The sequence below is a fragment of the Niabella pedocola genome (genome assembly GCF_021044425.1).
GTDB lineage: Bacteria > Bacteroidota > Bacteroidia > Chitinophagales > Chitinophagaceae > Niabella > Niabella pedocola.
On sequence record NZ_JAJNEC010000005.1, the window covers coordinates 1,239,594 to 1,255,029 of the forward strand.

A 15,436-nucleotide genomic window follows, 5' to 3' on the forward strand; every position below is an offset into this window, starting at 1 on the left:
ATCTTAAATCCTAAATCTCAATTCTGAATTCTCGAATCTCTAATCTCAAAACTCAATTCTGAATTCTCAAATCTCAGATCAATCCTTGCAATCCTTTTACCTCAATAAAATTGTTTACTATATCGGCGGCGCACTGGCATTGTGCTTTATCGCCAGCTATTTTGTGCCGCAGCTTTATGCCGTCGCTTCGCTGTTGCTCCTGTTTCTTGTTGTTGCGGTGCTGATCGATACCCTGCTGGTTTACCGCAAACGGAACGGCATTATTGCTACCCGCACCACGCCCGACCGTTTGAGTATCGGTGATGTAAACAGGATCAGCCTGCATCTGTTCAATAACTATCCCTACCCTGTTTCACTTTCCATTATCGATGAACTGCCGGTTCAATTCCAGGAGCGGAACTGGGTGCGGCATGCATCCCTGGCAGGCAATCAGGGAACGGATATCCATTACGAGGTAAAGCCGCTAACCCGGGGCGCCTATACCTTTCATGACATTCAGGTGTTTGTTACAGCCCCGCTGCGCCTGGTTACCCGCAGGTTCACCATTCCTGCGCAGAAAACAACCAAGGTGTATCCTTCTTTTGTACAGATGCGCCGGTTCCAGCTGCTGGCCATCAGCAACCGCCTACAGGAAGCCGGCGTAAAACGCTCACCCCGTTTGGGCCATAGCATGGAATTTGAGCACATTAAAGAATATGTGCGTGGCGACGACTACCGCACCATTAACTGGAAGGCTACAGGGCGTAAGGGTAACATCATGGTGAACAACTACACCGATGAAAGAAGCCAGCAGGTATACTGCATCGTTAACAAAGGACGGGTAATGAAAATGCCCTTTGAGGGAATGACCCTGCTGGATTATGCCATCAATGCCTCGCTGGTGCTTTCCAATATTTCCCTTGTAAAACAGGATAAAGCCGGTTTGATCACTTTTGCAGAAAACCTGGACAGCTTTGTTCCTGCAGACAAGCGCCCGGGGCATATTAGCCGGATACTGGAAACCCTGTATCAGCAGGAAACCCGTTTCCTGGAAGCCGATTATGAAAAGCTGTATACGGTGATCCGGAACAAGATCAACAGCCGCAGCCTGCTGGTACTCTTTACCAATTTTGAATCGATCGAAAGCCTGCAACGGGAAATGCCCGCATTAAAAAAAATGGCCCATTACCACCTGCTGCTGGTAGTGATCTTTGAAAATACCGCCATCAAAGGACTCATTGAATCATCCGCCTCCAATCTGGAAGAAGTATATATCAAGACCATTGCCGAGAAATTCGCCTTTGAAAAGCGGCAGATGATCAAAGAATTGCAGCAAAACGGCATCCTGGGCATTCTTACCACGCCCCAGCAACTTACCGTTAATACCATCAACAAATACCTGGAACTGAAGAACCGGGCAAGAATCTAATGCTGAAGATTTAATTGAAATTCTAAAATCAAAATTCTAAATGTTAAAGAATAAAATCTGGCTTCGGGGGTAAGTTTGAAAATCACAACCTCAAATCAGAACCAATGAAATCTTGAAGGACAGAAACACCTGCTATTGATAAGATTGAATAAATCTTTTCGGGTGGAAGTTTCCTGAATAAAAATTCACCGGCAGCGGATGACATAATTATAACGCCAAACCCTGAGCGCAAGGAACCCCCGTAGGAATGATATAATGTTACTCCTTCGAGCTTGAAAACCAGGATGCGCTTGTTCCCCGATTTTTATCCGGCGTATTTATTAAAGGTACACTGTCAGCATTCAGCCAACAGGCAACAGTGCTGCGACCAGCACATACTTATTTTTGTGCGGGATCAAGCAAGGGCCGCGGATCAAACACCACTTTAAATGACCGGATCTTTCCTGCATCCGTATGATACCAGCCGGAGGCCAGGATCTTTTTACCATTCATATCAATATTGTACCAGAGGCAGGTGTCCTCACCAGCCTCAAAAGATTGCAGCACCTCATATTTCAGCTTCATCTGCGACATTTCCTTTATGTAAAGGTCTGCCCCTTCTCTCTTTCCCAGCACCCCTTCAAATACAAAGTCATCATGCAGTGCATTTCTTGCCCCTGAAAAATCTTCGTTGTTGAGATCCTCAATAAATTGGGAAACAACAGTTGTTGCGTCGTGATTCATACTGTGTTATTTTAATAGAATTACAAAGCTATAAAGCCGGGAGAAAAAATGGTGTGACAATTATCACAAAATGCCCGGCTCAAAGATGCCGCCGGCTTCTTATGCGGCTCAGGGTTTCGCGGGCTACACCCAGGAACGAAGCCAGCTGTGTTAACGGAACCCGCTGTAACATAAAGGGATACCGTTCTTCAATAGCGGCCAGTCGCTCTTTAGCGGTATAAAGCTGAAACAGGCTTGAGAACGCTTCCTGCTTTGATGCAAACAAGCGGATACAGCAGCGCCCGGCGGTTTCAATTTCCGGTGCTTTTTTTCCCGCCTCCAGTAAACGCTGTTTATCAAAAACAATCACCTCCAGCGGTTCGCCCGCTGCTATAAAATATTCCGACGGCTGCCCGCTTCCAAAACTGCTGATATTGGTAGCTATGTCGTTTTCAAAAAAGAAACCCGTGTTTTTCTCCAGGCCGTCTGCCAGGTAGTAACTTCTGCAATAACCCTTTTCAATAAAATACAACGATTGGCAAACCGCGCCTTCTTTTAAGAGCAGCTCATTTTTAGCAACCTGCTTCCGCTTCAATGCCGGCTGCAACAGTTGCCAGCTTTCATCAGAAAGCGGAGCCAGGGATCGTAAATATGTAAGCAGGTGATGCATCATCCGATAGGTCACTGTTCGGCTTTGGAAACCTGACAGATCCGTTATTTATTAAAAAAACAGCAGGAACAACCAAACAAATGGAATGGCTACGAGGAGCGAATCAAACCGGTCCATAAAGCCCCCATGTCCTGGCATGATATGGCCGCTGTCTTTTACACCAGCCATTCGCTTGAGCTTCGACTCCAGCAAATCACCCGCCGTACCGGTAATGGCCGCAATCAATGAAATGCCCAGCAGCGCCTGCCATTGAAACCAGTATTGCAGGATCAGTGTAATGGCCGCCACACAAAGCAGCATTCCACCAACGGTGCCTTCCATCGTTTTCTTGGGAGAGATCTTTGATAACGGGGTTTTCCCGATCATTGAACCTACGAGGTAGGCACAGGTGTCATTGATCCATATCGCTACGATCAGCAGGATAGGAATAAAGAAGCCGGACATGGCGTTCTGAGCCGGATCTTTCATAATATGGATTTCCGTTGTATACCGCAGGGATAACAGCAGTGCCCAGCTCAGTGAAATATACACAAAGCCCAGTGCCGCAGCGCCCAACGCCTTTACATGGATGCGTTGCCGGAACATCCCCGTCACCAGCAATACCAACCCTGCCACCAGGAACGGCAACGAAAAACTGGAAGCAAGGCCAAAGCCCAACCATTGCAGGGAGCCGCAGCAAAGCAGCAGCAAGTGATACCCGGTTAAACAGAACCCAAGCTTTATATAAGGATGAAAAGAAACGCCGAAAATCTTCTCGATCAGCTGCAGGTATTCCCACCAGCAGCCAAAATGGATCAGGCTGATCAATATCAAAAAGCTCCATTCATTATAAAGCAACCCGGCCATCATCACCGCTACAAAGATCAATGCGGTAAAAGCCCTTGTCCAGAATGTTTTCCAGTTAAATGCCATCTGCCGGTTTTGTTTGTTGTATTTTCTTATTCAGCTGCATAAAAAGAAAGGCCACTACCGGCACCGCCAGCAGTCCCAGGTAACTGCCGCTTTTGTCGCTCATGGCTTCCGCGATCGACTTTCCACCCTGTACCTGGGTATACATCACAATAACGGCCAGGGCATTGTTAATAAAATGCGCCAGGATATTCAGCCAGATATTTCCCGATAACTGATAAATCAACCCAAGAATTATACCCAGGGCCAGGCGCGAAAGAAAACCATATCCCGACATATGCACGATACTGAAGATCACGCTCACTACGATCACCGATAGCCATAAGTTCCGGTTGCCGCGATACATAAAATTTTGCAATCCGCCCCGGAAAAAGGCTTCCTCACAAACCGCGGGCACCAGTGCCAGCACCACAATTGAAATCAGCAGATCCGGTATGTTTTTAAAACTCACCAGCCCCGCAGCCTGGGAGGCATACAGTTTTTCCCAGTTATCAAAAACCGTTCTTAGTCCTGCCGGCAAGGGCAGCTGGTAGCTTAAATGGCCCAGCCCGGCACTGATTCCCAAGCCGCACAACATAATCGCAATACTGAAAATGATCTGATTCCCCTGAGGTTTTTGGCTAAAACCCACCAGTCCAAGCGGCTTACGGCTTAAAAAAGAAGCAGTTACAAGTGTTGGCACCAAAAATCCAAACACGGCCTGGAGGGTTTGTAAAAGTTGGATTTCCTTTAAATAGGCCGGATTCCCAATCGCCTTGGCCAGCTCCAACAGGTTCTTCCCTGTCATTAAATTCCACACAATTCCTCCAATAGCACCTGCCAGGAACATGCCACCCACACCAAAAGCCACCAGCATAAAGAACCCCGCTGTATAGGATACATCTTTCTTATAAGGATCTGTTATCATAGCATCAAAAAAATAAATCGTACCTTTGCGGGCTCAAAAATAGTTGATTTCTTCAAGCTGAGCGTAGAACGCTGAAAGCGAAACATTAAACGCTGAATGCGGAAGGCTGAAAGCTGATAACTCAAGAAATGGTAAATATAGGAAACATATCACTGCCGGATTTTCCGCTGTTGCTCGCTCCCATGGAAGATGTAAGCGATCCTCCCTTTCGTGCGGTGTGTAAGGATAACGGAGCCGACCTGATGTATACCGAGTTCATCAGCAGTGAGGGCCTGATCCGCGATGCGATTAAAAGCCGCCGGAAACTGGATATTTTTGATTATGAGCGGCCCATCGGCATCCAGATCTTCGGAGGCGATGAAGACAGCCTGGCAATGGCTGCCCGGATTGTGGACGTAACGCAGCCCGATCTTTTGGATATTAATTTTGGCTGCCCTGTAAAAAAAGTGGCACTGAAAGGCGCCGGAGCGGGTGTATTGAAGGATATCGACCTGATGGTACGCCTTACCGATGCCGTGGTACGATCTACCTCATTGCCGGTAACCGTAAAAACCCGGCTGGGTTGGGACGACAGCATGCTGAATATTGAAGAGGTGGCAGAGCGCCTTCAGGACGTAGGCATCAAAGCCCTGGCCATCCACGGCCGTACCCGCTGCCAGATGTACAAGGGAGAAGCAGACTGGACCCTGATCGGTAAAGTAAAAAACAATCCGCGGATCCGTATTCCCATCTTTGGCAACGGCGATATCGACAGTCCGCAAAAAGCACTCGAATATAAAAACCGTTACGGCGTGGATGGCATTATGATCGGCCGGGCCGCAATCGGTTATCCCTGGATCTTCCGGGAGATAAAGCACTTTGTGCAAACAGGCACTGTACTACCCCCTCCTACCGTGGAAGAACGGGTAAACGTGGTGCGCAAACACCTGCAAAAAAGTGTGGAATGGAAGGGCGCCATTGTTGGTATCAATGAAATGCGCCGTCATTACGCCAATTATCTTAAAGGACTGCCCAATATAAAAGAATACCGGAGCAAGCTGGTACGGCTGACAGAAGAAGCCCCCATCCGCGAAGTGCTGGATGAGATCATTGAAAAATATTCCGGTCTTGAAATGCAGGCCACACCCATTGAGCTGATTAATTACCACGAAAAATGCCCGGTGAATTAATGTGCTTATGACCAATGGTTCATGAACTATAGCGGGTCGTCCAGCGCATCTATGAGCCGTTAATCATGGTAAAGAAGCAGACAACTCTTCCGGCAGCCATTTAAAAAGATTATCTTTACAGGAACTGAAAAGCCCCATTTCATGGATTCGGAAAACAACGTAGAAGAACCTTTTGTTCCTTATGGTGCCATTACATCCCTGGATCAGCTTGACTTGTCTGAGCGTTATTCCTATGCCGACTATTTCCGCTGGAAATTCCGGGAAAGAGTAGAGCTTTTAAGAGGCTGGATCCATAAAATGAGCCCGGCACCGGGTATAAAGCACCAGTCTGCATCCTTAAAGCTCACCCTTAAAATCGGGAATTACTTTGAGGGAAAGTCCTGCAATGTTTTTGCAGCCCCTTTTGACGTACGCCTGCCTGATTCCAAAAAGCAAACGAATGATGCGGCTGTTTTCACCGTGGTACAACCCGATATCTGCGTTATCTGCGATGCGGAAAAAATAGACGACCGGGGTTGCATCGGTGCTCCCGACCTGGTAGTAGAAATTCTTTCTCCCGGGAATACGCAAAAGGAGATGGGGATCAAATTTGACCTCTATGAAGAAAGCGGCGTTAAAGAATACTGGCTCGTAGAACCGCAGGATAAAGTAATCCTTGTGTATATATTAAAAGACGGAAAGTTCCAGGGCATCAAACCTTTTATTGAAACCGATGAAATCCGTTCCGCATTGTTCCCGGAGTTAAAATTTAACGTGCGCGATATATTTGAATAAAGTAACACCAGCCCGCCCATTTCTGTGCATCATTGACGCTTCTTCTTTACTTTTACGGTTCTATGGATACTACAAGCTATAAAGAAAGAGCGGAACAGTTTTCTAAACAGGCAAACCTGCTGAAGCAAAAGTCGGGATGGCTCAGTTTCTTCCGGCTCCTGCTCTTTGCCGTTTTTATCTACCTGCTTTATCAATCTACCCAAACCGGCAATGCCTTAACCATTGCATCCGCCGTTATTGTATTTATTGCTTTCCTTGTAGTGGTAAAATGGTACGACCGCCTGCAGCAAAAGACCGCCTATTACAAAGCCCTGGTAAAATATAATGCCGACGAGATCGCTTTCCTGGAAACCAACCGGTCGCCTTATGCCAATGGAAAAGCCTATGAAGATCCGCACCATCCCTATTCTTATGATCTGGACCTGTTTGGAGCGGGCGGACTTTACGCGCATTTGAACCGTTGCAGTACCTCTTTTGGAAGAGAAGCGCTGGCAAGCCTGCTGCTAAACCCAGACACAGCAACCATCTTGCAGCGGCAGGAAGCCGTAAAAGAACTGGCAGCCCTGAACGATTTTCGTCAGCAGCTCTATGCCAGCGGCAGCCTGCAGGAAAACCGGGAGAAGGAACTGAACCAGCTCATGGCCTGGGTACATGCTTCCAAAACCGGCATCAGCAAGCCGCTGTATTGCTTCCTGATGCTTTTTCCGCTGGTTACCATTGGCAGTTTACTCTATTATCTGTTTATATCAGACAGCAACGAAGTATTCCGGATTATTTATAGCACGTTTGTATTGAACCTGGTCATCGCTTTTGCATTTGGAAAAAAAATTGCAGCCCAGTTAACCGTTTCTACATCCGTAAACAAAATACTGGCCGCGTATAAAGACCAGCTGCGGCGGATCGAAGATCAGCCATTCAACACGCCGCTCCTCCAGGCTTACCAGCAGCAGCTGAAACAGGATGCCCCCGCCGCCTCGCGGCAACTGCATCAACTGGCTTCCTTGTTTGAATACCTGGAATCCATCGTAAATCTTGTGGTAAGCATCCTGCTAAATGGGTTATTCCTTTTTCATGTACACATTCTGTACCGGCTGGGCATTTGGAAAAAGAAGCATGGAGATCATATTGCCGGCTGGCTTGAGGTAATCGGCCAGTTTGAAGCGCTGGGCAGTTTGGGTAATTTTTCCTTTAACAACCCGGTAAACGCCTTCCCCGAAATCAGCAAGGAGCCTGCACTGGCCGCCACAGACCTGGGGCACCCGCTGATCCGCTCTGAAAAAAGGATCTGCAACGATGTAAACTTCCTGCAGCAAAAATTCATCATTCTTACGGGTTCCAATATGAGCGGCAAAAGCACTTTTTTGCGCACAGTAGGCATGAACCTTGTGCTGGCACGCAGTGGTGCACCTGTAACAGCCTCCCGTTTTGTCTTTTATCCCTTTGATGTATACGTGAGTATGCGCATTACGGATTCGCTTCAGGAAAGTGAGTCCTTCTTCTATGCCGAATTAAAGCGCCTGCAAACCATTGTACAGCATCTTGAGAACGGGCATATCACATTCGTGATCCTGGATGAGATCCTGCGGGGTACCAACAGCAACGATAAGCGGAACGGCACCATCGGTTTGATCCGGAAAATGGCCGGCTTCGATACGTTTGGTATTATTGCCACACACGATGTAGTGGTAGCCGACCTGATACAGGATTACCCCGGCTATATTTCCAACAAGGCTTTTGAATCGGAGATCATCAATGATGAACTGATCTTTGACTATAAACTGAAAGATGGGGTTTGTACCAAGCTGAGCGCATCCTACCTGATGAAAAAAATGGGCGTCATCGATCAGTAATACAGGGTCTGTTTTCGTTTGGGCAATGCCAGTTCGGTTTTCCCGGGTATAAAAGCATCCATCAATGGCAGCGGCTTTTTAACCTGCATCCGCTCTGTCCAGCCGCTTTCTTTTGCCGCCCCTTTTTTGTCGCAGGCCTCTGTAGTATGTTTTACCACCACTTCGCCTGTAGATAAATTATAATCCAGCTGTTCCATATAATCGCAGGGTGCTCCAAAATGCACGGTAGCGCCGATCAGGTACCAATGCTCGTTTTGAAACCGGTAACGGTGGGTATATTCCCATTTCTGACGGCTTCCTCCAAAATGGTGAATAACGATGCATCTTCTTGCAATCTCCACGCCGCTGTAAGGATCGCCCATCATGCCTCCGTTCTGATCGCCCAGCAAGGGTGCCAGGGTTTGATGCCAAAGGTGCCATTGCCCGCCGGCTTTCCGGTAAACGGCAAGACAGGAAGCAAAGCCCATCTCCGCCGGCATGGGCGTTTTATACACCATCACGGCCTCGTCGCCCTCCACACCATCCAGATCTCCAAAAGCGCTGTCCCGCACCGTCCAATACGCCGGTGTAAAAGCCGCAAGCGTAGCAGCGCTGGTAATTTTAATGGTTTCATCATAGTTACCGGATGCTACTGCAGCATCAAAGGCCTCCTGCTGTTGCTTTTTTTTGGCGGCAATGGCCGGTATTGGCTTCAGCATCGCCGCTAACTGTGCAGGGTAATGCGGCAGCGGCAACATTTTTGGTACCTGCCCGGTCTGGTAATACACAATTTCCCGCGCCTCAAAGGCCACCTGTTGCTTTTCGCCATATACGCCGTTGTTACAGGGCTGGTAATACTTCCGTTTTTCGATCCAGTTATTTTTGTCGTCATACTTATATGTGTAGCTTTCGATGCCCAGCAGATTGCCGGTATACTCGGTTGACTGTTCAAACACCAAGTCGCCCTGTGCATTGTACCTGCGTACCGTTTTTAATGATTTTTCGGTACCCTTCATATGATACTGCTGTTCGATACGTTCGGTATATTCCTTTGAATAGAAGTATTCCGTTTTATTTTCCAATGTCCCCTCCGGCTTTTGCCAAACCTCGGATGTAATAAAACCCTTGTCGTCGTAAGTGAACCGCACCTGGCGGTCGTCAAAAATATAACCCTGCGTTTCCACCGGTTTATACGAATGCCGGATCATCCGGAAGCGTTGCACTTTCGATTGATATAAGGGCCGGTTTTTTACCAGCGTTGACCCGGAGAAGCGATACTCCGCAACCGGATCCGCGATCGTATCACTGTTATAACCGGTGATCTGCACCATGCGGACAGCGCCGGAATCACGGTAGCTATACGTTGTATAAGCATCCACCTGGAGGCGGCCCTCATTATTAGCACAACGGATCATGCCCTCAAGCAATCCCTTATCGTTATACCGCAGCCAGTTTTGCCAGGCTAAAGTTTCTGTTTCCGGCCGTTCGATCAGCAGCAGGTTTTTGAATTGCGGATCATAATAATACCGCGCATCATACTTTTTATCTCCGCTGTAGTATTCATAATAAGTTCTTCTTCCATCCGGAAGGTATGCAGCATACGCGGTCATCTGCACCAGCGTACCTCCGATATTTTTTACATTTTTCCCCGCCGGCTTCTTATCCGGTTTACTATAATAACGGACAGAAAAAATATTTTTTGTTCTAAAACTTCCGGTATCGGCAAAAGACGCGGCTATTTCAAAATTGTCCAGGTTCTGATTGATGACCTCCGGTGATTGCGCAACTGCCTTAAGCGAAACGCCCGGGAGCAGCAGCAACAAAAAACAAACAGCATACTTCATAAGCTATACAAAATCAATATTAAATACCGGCTAAAAATACGGCATTCATTACTTGCATGCATTGATTGTAAGGCAACAAGGCTTCGATTAAATCGATTTTCAAAATAAATTTATCGATTTACAATAAATTTATTTTGAAATATGATAAAAATAGCGCAGCTTTGTATTTAAAATCAAATGTATGAGATCACAACCTGCTGTTAAAATTTTAAAGGTGCTGGCCTATATTGGCTTTTACCTGCTCGTGATTTTTACCGCTTTATTCCTGGTAAAGTATGTACTGAATATAGCCGGGGTGAAGCCCGGTTTCGAATCGAATGATTTTCGTGAGCTTAATTTAAATGTACGGTCCTTTAACTCCATAAAATCGCCCCTGGTTATCAACGCTGAACATACTGCTAAATATGAGCAGGTAAACAGCCGGTATGTGATCAGCATTCATCCCGATACACCTGCCGGCTATTATACGGTATTCATAAAAACAGTGTATATGGCATTGGGCATATGGATCCTGTGGATCTTTATCCGCGTATTAAAAAGCTTTAATAAAAGCGATTCACCCTTTCACCTGAAGATCATCCGTTACCTCCGCCTGATGGCCCTGGCTTTTATTTCAAATGACATCATTAAGATGCTCGACTACCTGATTGAGGGGCGTATATTGCGCCAGCTGTTTCCGGCGATGCATTTTCAGTTAGAAACAGAAATCGGCAATGGTTTGATCACCGGTTTGATCATCTGGGTCATTGCTTTTGTATATGCAAGCGGCGTCCGGCTTCAAAACGATCAGGCGTTCACTATTTAAATCACCGGCATGCAACCACAACATTCATATTCCATTTTGTTCAGGGCATTGTTTTTTTACATCAGTACTACCTTGCTGTTTGTGGCTACTACTGCAATAGTACCGGTGACCGGCGTTCACCCGGAAGCTACGGTAACGATAGGAACGGCAGCCGTGCTTACCTTTATAACGCTTATCCTCTTTTGCCGAAGGGATAAGCTGCCACTAAAACAGACGGGGGTTTATTTGCATAAACAAAGCATTCCCCGTTTTTTAAAGGGGTTTGTAGTGGGTTTGCTCATGGTTCTTGCCTGGGTATTGCTTGTTATATGCGTAACGCCTTTCCGGTTGTCACTGGGTGCCATGCCCCGTTTCGGAACCGTTTTTTCCGCCCTGTTGTTGTATCTTCTTGTAGCAGCAAGAGAAGAACTGGTATTTCGCTCTTACTTTTTAACAAGACTTGCCACAGGCTACAACAACATGGCCGCATTAATGATCGTAACCATCGTTTTTATTCTTGAACACCGCCTGGCGGGCATGAGCTGGCGCATGTCGGTCATTGGGTCAGGAACCGGTGGGCTTTTGTTCGGATTGGCCGCCCTTAAAACAAAAGGCCTCGCCCTGCCTATAGGCCTTCACAGTGCCTGGAATTTTGGCCGCTGGATGTTCGGACTTACCGGCAGTCCCGGCATCTGGCAATACACCAACACAAAGGGGAATGAAGCATACGGCGAAACGGTTGCCCTGATGCTCCACGCAATCATTTTTCTGATAGCCATCACCGGCATCCTTATTTCCGGGAAAACCACTAACCGGCCATTTCTACGTGCAATTACCAAAATATTTAAATGATTTTAAAATGAAAAAGAATACAATACTGTTATGGGTCCTGATCATTGTTTCATGGATCATATTTGTAGGACTCTGTATCGAGGCCGGAGGCTTCATCACCAACTCCGCTTTTGTATTGTTCAATCCGGATAAGGTACGATATCTTTGGCAGCAGGCCGACCTGTCGGACCTGTTTAAAAGCGATCACGGGTATTTTTTTGTAATGACGCTGGTTATAGGCATTGTAATGGTATTAAAAGCATGGTTATTTTACGGGATCATAAAAATCCTGCATAATAAAAAACTAACCCTGAGCCAGCCTTTCGATGAAACCATCCGGCGTTTTATCTTAACAAGCGCATTCATTGCCCTGCTGATCGGTTTGTTCTCCTCCTCCGGTGCCCAATACAGCGAATGGCTGGTAAAAAAGGGTATCCGAATGCCCGATCTGCAGGCATTGCGCCTGGACGGCGCCGATGTATGGCTTTTTATGAGTGTGATCCTCTTTGTGATTGCACAGATTTTTAAAAAAGGAATCCAAATCCAGGCCGAAAACGATTTAACCGTATAACTATGCCCATCATTATCAATTTAGACGTTATGATGGCCCGCCGGAAAATGTCGCTCAACGAGCTCAGTGAAAAAGTGGGCATTACCCTCTCCAATCTCTCCATTTTAAAAAACGGCAAGGCCAGGGCCATCCGTATTGAAACTCTGGAGGCCATCTGTAATGCGCTGGATTGCCAGCCGGGTGATATCCTGGAGTACCGGAAAGACAACGCATAAAAAACTTTTACATTTCTTTTAGAACGCTGTAACTTTTTTTCGCATTTAAACGACTAACAGCTGAGCTTAAATAAAATTGACCTTCAATGACAAAAAAATACCTGGGACTTGTATGGTTTTCCCTGTTTCTTCTTTGTATCCAGAGCTATGCCCAAAAAACATCCGTTACCGGTGTTGTAATGGACAGCAGTGCCAATGTGCGGCTGGCCAATGCCTCCGTGGTACTCCTGCAGGATAAAGATTCATTTATTGTAGCCGATACCCGGGCCGACAAAGACGGGAAATTTGCGTTCCATAACCTTAGTGATACCGCACGATACGTGTTATTTTTCAGTTACCCGAAGTATGCCGACTATGCGCACCGGGTTTTTATGCGGGATGCAAAGAACAACCTGTTCAACATGAACAAGGTGAATATGATCCTTAAAGAAAAGCTGTTGCAGGAGGTGATCGTAAAATCGCAGGTGAGCGCTATAAAGATCAAAGGAGATACCACCGAGTATACGGCAGACAGCTTTAAAGTACAGGCCAATGCCACGGTGGAAGAACTGCTCCGGCAACTGCCCGGTTTACAGGTAGACCAGTATGGTAATATCACCGCCCAGGGGCAAAAGGTAAAAAAGGTACTGGTGGATGGGGAAGAGTTTTTTGGCGATGACCCTACCCTGGTTACCCGCAACCTGAGGGCCGATATGATCGACAAAGTGCAGGTATACGATAAAAAATCCGATGCCGCAGCATTTACCGGTATTGAAGACGGGGTAAAGGACAAAACCATCAACCTGAAGATCAAAGAGGATAAAAATCACGGGGTCTTTGGCAAGGTTGAGGCCGGAGGAGGTACGGATCAACATTATAATGCCCAGGGAATGTTAAACGCCTTTAAGGGCAAGAGAAAAATGGCGGTGTATGGCACCACCAGCAATATCGGCCGTACCGGACTGGGCTCCGCCGATAAAGAAAAGATCGGAAGCGATGAGGATGGCAACGGTACGTATTCCGGCAAAGGGTTGCCAACGGCTACCTCCGCTGGATTGCATTATGATAAAAAATGGGGCGAAGATAAAAACAGCATCAATGGTAATTATAAGTTCAATATGACCAATGTGGCGGGGAATGACAATACCATATCACAGAACAATCTTCCCACCGGCCTGATCCTCAGCAACGCCAACAATCATTTTGAAAACAGCAGCAGCGGTCATAAGGCCAACGCCAAATACATACACAAGTTTGATACGACTTCCACCGTTACGGTCTATACGGATGGTTCCATCAACAACAGTAAAAATAAAAGCAACGGGATGACCCGGAACCTGCGGGGCGACAGCAGCCTGCTGTACAATTACCAGAGCTTCGGTTCTAATGACTACGATTATAATGCTTATAACCTGAACCTTTCCTGGGAGAAAAAATTAAAGAAATACGGCCGGACACTTTCGTTTTACCTGAACAATAACTTCTCCAACGATGCCTCACTGGGTGAAAGCTATTCCAAGAGCGATTTTTATGATGAGCAGGGGCTATTCGATAGTACCGCAACCCTTCATTTGCAACGGAAAATGAACGACGACTGGCGCACCCTTAGCTTCAACGCCAACTACACGGAACCGCTTACATCAAAATTATCGCTGCTGGTCAATTATAAGCTCAACAACGAAGAGCTGCACGATGACAAGCGCTCATTTGATCTTGCCAAGGATCCTTCAGGAGCCACTATGGACAAAAAGTTCAGTACCCTTATGAACAGCACCATTTGGGGTAACCAGGCCGGCGCCGCATTGAACTATGCTTCCAAAAAATTTATTGCCAAAATCGGTAACAACGTCAAACTGGTACGCATGAATATCGAAGACAGCTACCGTCCGCTCACGTTCGACAAACAGTTCTGGAACTGGAATCCCCAGGCCAGCCTGAATTATAAATTCAGTAATTATAAAAGTTTAAATGTAAGCTACAACGGTAACAGCACCAATCCAGAGCGCACACAACTGCTTCCCTTAGCCTTTAATAATGGCCAGTTATCCACTTACCTGCCCAACCTTGATCTGAAGAATAGTTTTTCCAATAACCTTACGGCTTATTACAATACGGTAAAAGTGGTATCGCAAACCTATGCCGGCGGTTATGCCAATTATAGCAGGGCATCGAACCCTATTGTCAACAGTGTACTGGTAGATACCTCCGGCGCCTACACGTATCAGTTTATAAATATGCAGGGCTATACCAACCAGAATTACAACGCCAGCCTTTACTATTCAAAAAAGATACAGGCATGGGATCTCCAGGCCGGCGCTTATGGCAGCATTAGCGGCGGAAATACGTTCAGCCTGATCAACCGGGCAGTAAACAAACTCAATTATACCACCTATACCCTGGGTCTGGAATTTTTCAAAACCAAGATGAAGGCATACAGTCTTTACCTTACGGGCACCGGAGGGTATACCTTAAACAGCTCCTCGCTGCAACCCGGAAGCAATAACAACTATTTCTTTTACAACCTTAACCCCTCTGCAGATATTTACTTTCTTAAAAAGTTTCAGCTGCATACCGATCTGAATTATCTATGGCAACAGAAAAGCAGGGCCTTCAGTGATAATTTCACCCGCACCATCTGGAACGCCTGGGTGGGCCGGAATTTCCTGAAGAATGACCAGCTGACCATTAAAATATCCTGCAATGATATCCTCAACGAGAACAATGGTTATGCGCGTACCGCCAATAACACCTTCTTCTCCGAGAACCGGTATACCACCATTCGGCGCTTTTTTATGGTGGGCGCCACCTGGAGTTTTACAAAATTTAATAACCTTAAGCAATAAC

General features: G+C 46.6%; 14 protein-coding genes. 9 read left to right on the forward strand and 5 right to left on the reverse strand.

Going from position 1 to position 15,436, the window contains the following annotated elements; genetic code table 11:
• The first annotated feature begins 85 nt into the window (after positions 1-85).
• Entirely contained in the window at positions 86-1,408 is a 1,323-nt protein-coding gene (locus tag LQ567_RS12800; protein WP_231004908.1) for a DUF58 domain-containing protein, read from the forward strand.
• Between the two features lie 378 nt (positions 1,409-1,786).
• Here LQ567_RS12800 and LQ567_RS12805 read toward each other — a convergent pair whose 3' ends face one another.
• The 4 genes from LQ567_RS12805 to LQ567_RS12820 form a co-directional block, all read right to left on the reverse strand.
• Positions 1,787-2,131: a nuclear transport factor 2 family protein gene (locus tag LQ567_RS12805; RefSeq protein ID WP_231004909.1), complete on the reverse strand. Its 345-nt coding sequence runs from the start codon at positions 2,129-2,131 to the stop codon at positions 1,787-1,789.
• 79 nt (positions 2,132-2,210) lie between these two features.
• Positions 2,211-2,795, reverse strand: coding sequence for a Crp/Fnr family transcriptional regulator (locus tag LQ567_RS12810; RefSeq protein WP_231004910.1), 585 nt, complete (start codon positions 2,793-2,795; stop codon positions 2,211-2,213).
• Between the two features lie 36 nt (positions 2,796-2,831).
• Positions 2,832-3,692, reverse strand: a complete 861-nt coding sequence (locus tag LQ567_RS12815; protein WP_231004911.1) for a phosphatidate cytidylyltransferase — start codon at positions 3,690-3,692, stop codon at positions 2,832-2,834.
• Entirely contained in the window at positions 3,682-4,596 is a 915-nt protein-coding gene (locus LQ567_RS12820; protein WP_231004912.1) for a CPBP family intramembrane glutamic endopeptidase, read from the reverse strand. Before LQ567_RS12820 ends, LQ567_RS12815 begins: the two co-directional genes overlap by 11 nt.
• Positions 4,597-4,724: 128 nt before the next feature.
• Between LQ567_RS12820 and dusB the strand changes: the two genes are divergently transcribed.
• From dusB to LQ567_RS12835, 3 genes are all read left to right on the forward strand, one after another.
• Complete coding sequence (dusB, locus tag LQ567_RS12825; RefSeq protein WP_231004913.1) at positions 4,725-5,765, forward strand: tRNA dihydrouridine synthase DusB; 1,041 nt, start codon at positions 4,725-4,727, stop codon at positions 5,763-5,765.
• Positions 5,766-5,906: 141 nt separating this feature from the next.
• A complete protein-coding gene (locus LQ567_RS12830; RefSeq protein ID WP_231004914.1) occupies positions 5,907-6,539 on the forward strand; it encodes a Uma2 family endonuclease in 633 nt (210 codons plus the stop codon).
• 62 nt (positions 6,540-6,601) lie between these two features.
• Positions 6,602-8,389, forward strand: coding sequence for a MutS-related protein (locus tag LQ567_RS12835; protein ID WP_231004915.1), 1,788 nt, complete (start codon positions 6,602-6,604; stop codon positions 8,387-8,389).
• On the opposite strand, the gene LQ567_RS12840 is transcribed toward LQ567_RS12835, so the two are convergent.
• Positions 8,383-10,212, reverse strand: coding sequence for a hypothetical protein (locus LQ567_RS12840; protein WP_231004916.1), 1,830 nt, complete (start codon positions 10,210-10,212; stop codon positions 8,383-8,385). The two genes, LQ567_RS12835 and LQ567_RS12840, sit on opposite strands and share 7 nt — an antisense overlap.
• A 181-nt stretch (positions 10,213-10,393) precedes the next feature.
• Between LQ567_RS12840 and LQ567_RS12845 the strand changes: the two genes are divergently transcribed.
• The 5 genes from LQ567_RS12845 (at position 10,394) to LQ567_RS12865 (ending at position 15,435) form a co-directional block, all read left to right on the forward strand.
• Complete coding sequence (locus LQ567_RS12845) at positions 10,394-11,017, forward strand: DUF2975 domain-containing protein (protein ID WP_231004917.1); 624 nt, start codon at positions 10,394-10,396, stop codon at positions 11,015-11,017.
• A gap of 9 nt (positions 11,018-11,026) precedes the next feature.
• Positions 11,027-11,848 carry a CPBP family intramembrane glutamic endopeptidase gene (locus LQ567_RS12850; RefSeq protein ID WP_231004918.1) on the forward strand — a complete coding sequence of 274 codons (822 nt, stop codon included), beginning with the start codon at positions 11,027-11,029 and terminating at the stop codon, positions 11,846-11,848.
• A gap of 7 nt (positions 11,849-11,855) precedes the next feature.
• Positions 11,856-12,398, forward strand: a complete 543-nt coding sequence (locus LQ567_RS12855) for a DUF2975 domain-containing protein (RefSeq protein ID WP_231004919.1) — start codon at positions 11,856-11,858, stop codon at positions 12,396-12,398.
• Positions 12,399-12,400: 2 nt separating this feature from the next.
• A complete protein-coding gene (locus LQ567_RS12860) occupies positions 12,401-12,613 on the forward strand; it encodes a helix-turn-helix domain-containing protein (protein ID WP_231004920.1) in 213 nt (70 codons plus the stop codon).
• A gap of 86 nt (positions 12,614-12,699) precedes the next feature.
• Entirely contained in the window at positions 12,700-15,435 is a 2,736-nt protein-coding gene (locus LQ567_RS12865; protein WP_231004921.1) for an outer membrane beta-barrel protein, read from the forward strand.
• Position 15,436: the final 1 nt, after the last annotated feature.

Coding starts and splice junctions, on each gene's coding strand:
- LQ567_RS12840 (WP_231004916.1), bottom strand. CDS start 10,212: ATGAAGTATGCTGTTTGTTTTTTGTTGCTGCTGCTCCCGGGCGTTTCG.
- LQ567_RS12835 (WP_231004915.1), top strand. CDS start 6,602: ATGGATACTACAAGCTATAAAGAAAGAGCGGAACAGTTTTCTAAACAG.
- dusB (WP_231004913.1), top strand. CDS start 4,725: ATGGTAAATATAGGAAACATATCACTGCCGGATTTTCCGCTGTTGCTC.
- LQ567_RS12860 (WP_231004920.1), top strand. CDS start 12,401: ATGCCCATCATTATCAATTTAGACGTTATGATGGCCCGCCGGAAAATG.
- LQ567_RS12815 (WP_231004911.1), bottom strand. CDS start 3,692: ATGGCATTTAACTGGAAAACATTCTGGACAAGGGCTTTTACCGCATTG.
- LQ567_RS12820 (WP_231004912.1), bottom strand. CDS start 4,596: ATGATAACAGATCCTTATAAGAAAGATGTATCCTATACAGCGGGGTTC.
- LQ567_RS12855 (WP_231004919.1), top strand. CDS start 11,856: ATGAAAAAGAATACAATACTGTTATGGGTCCTGATCATTGTTTCATGG.
- LQ567_RS12850 (WP_231004918.1), top strand. CDS start 11,027: ATGCAACCACAACATTCATATTCCATTTTGTTCAGGGCATTGTTTTTT.
- LQ567_RS12845 (WP_231004917.1), top strand. CDS start 10,394: ATGAGATCACAACCTGCTGTTAAAATTTTAAAGGTGCTGGCCTATATT.
- LQ567_RS12865 (WP_231004921.1), top strand. CDS start 12,700: ATGACAAAAAAATACCTGGGACTTGTATGGTTTTCCCTGTTTCTTCTT.
- LQ567_RS12805 (WP_231004909.1), bottom strand. CDS start 2,131: ATGAATCACGACGCAACAACTGTTGTTTCCCAATTTATTGAGGATCTC.
- LQ567_RS12830 (WP_231004914.1), top strand. CDS start 5,907: ATGGATTCGGAAAACAACGTAGAAGAACCTTTTGTTCCTTATGGTGCC.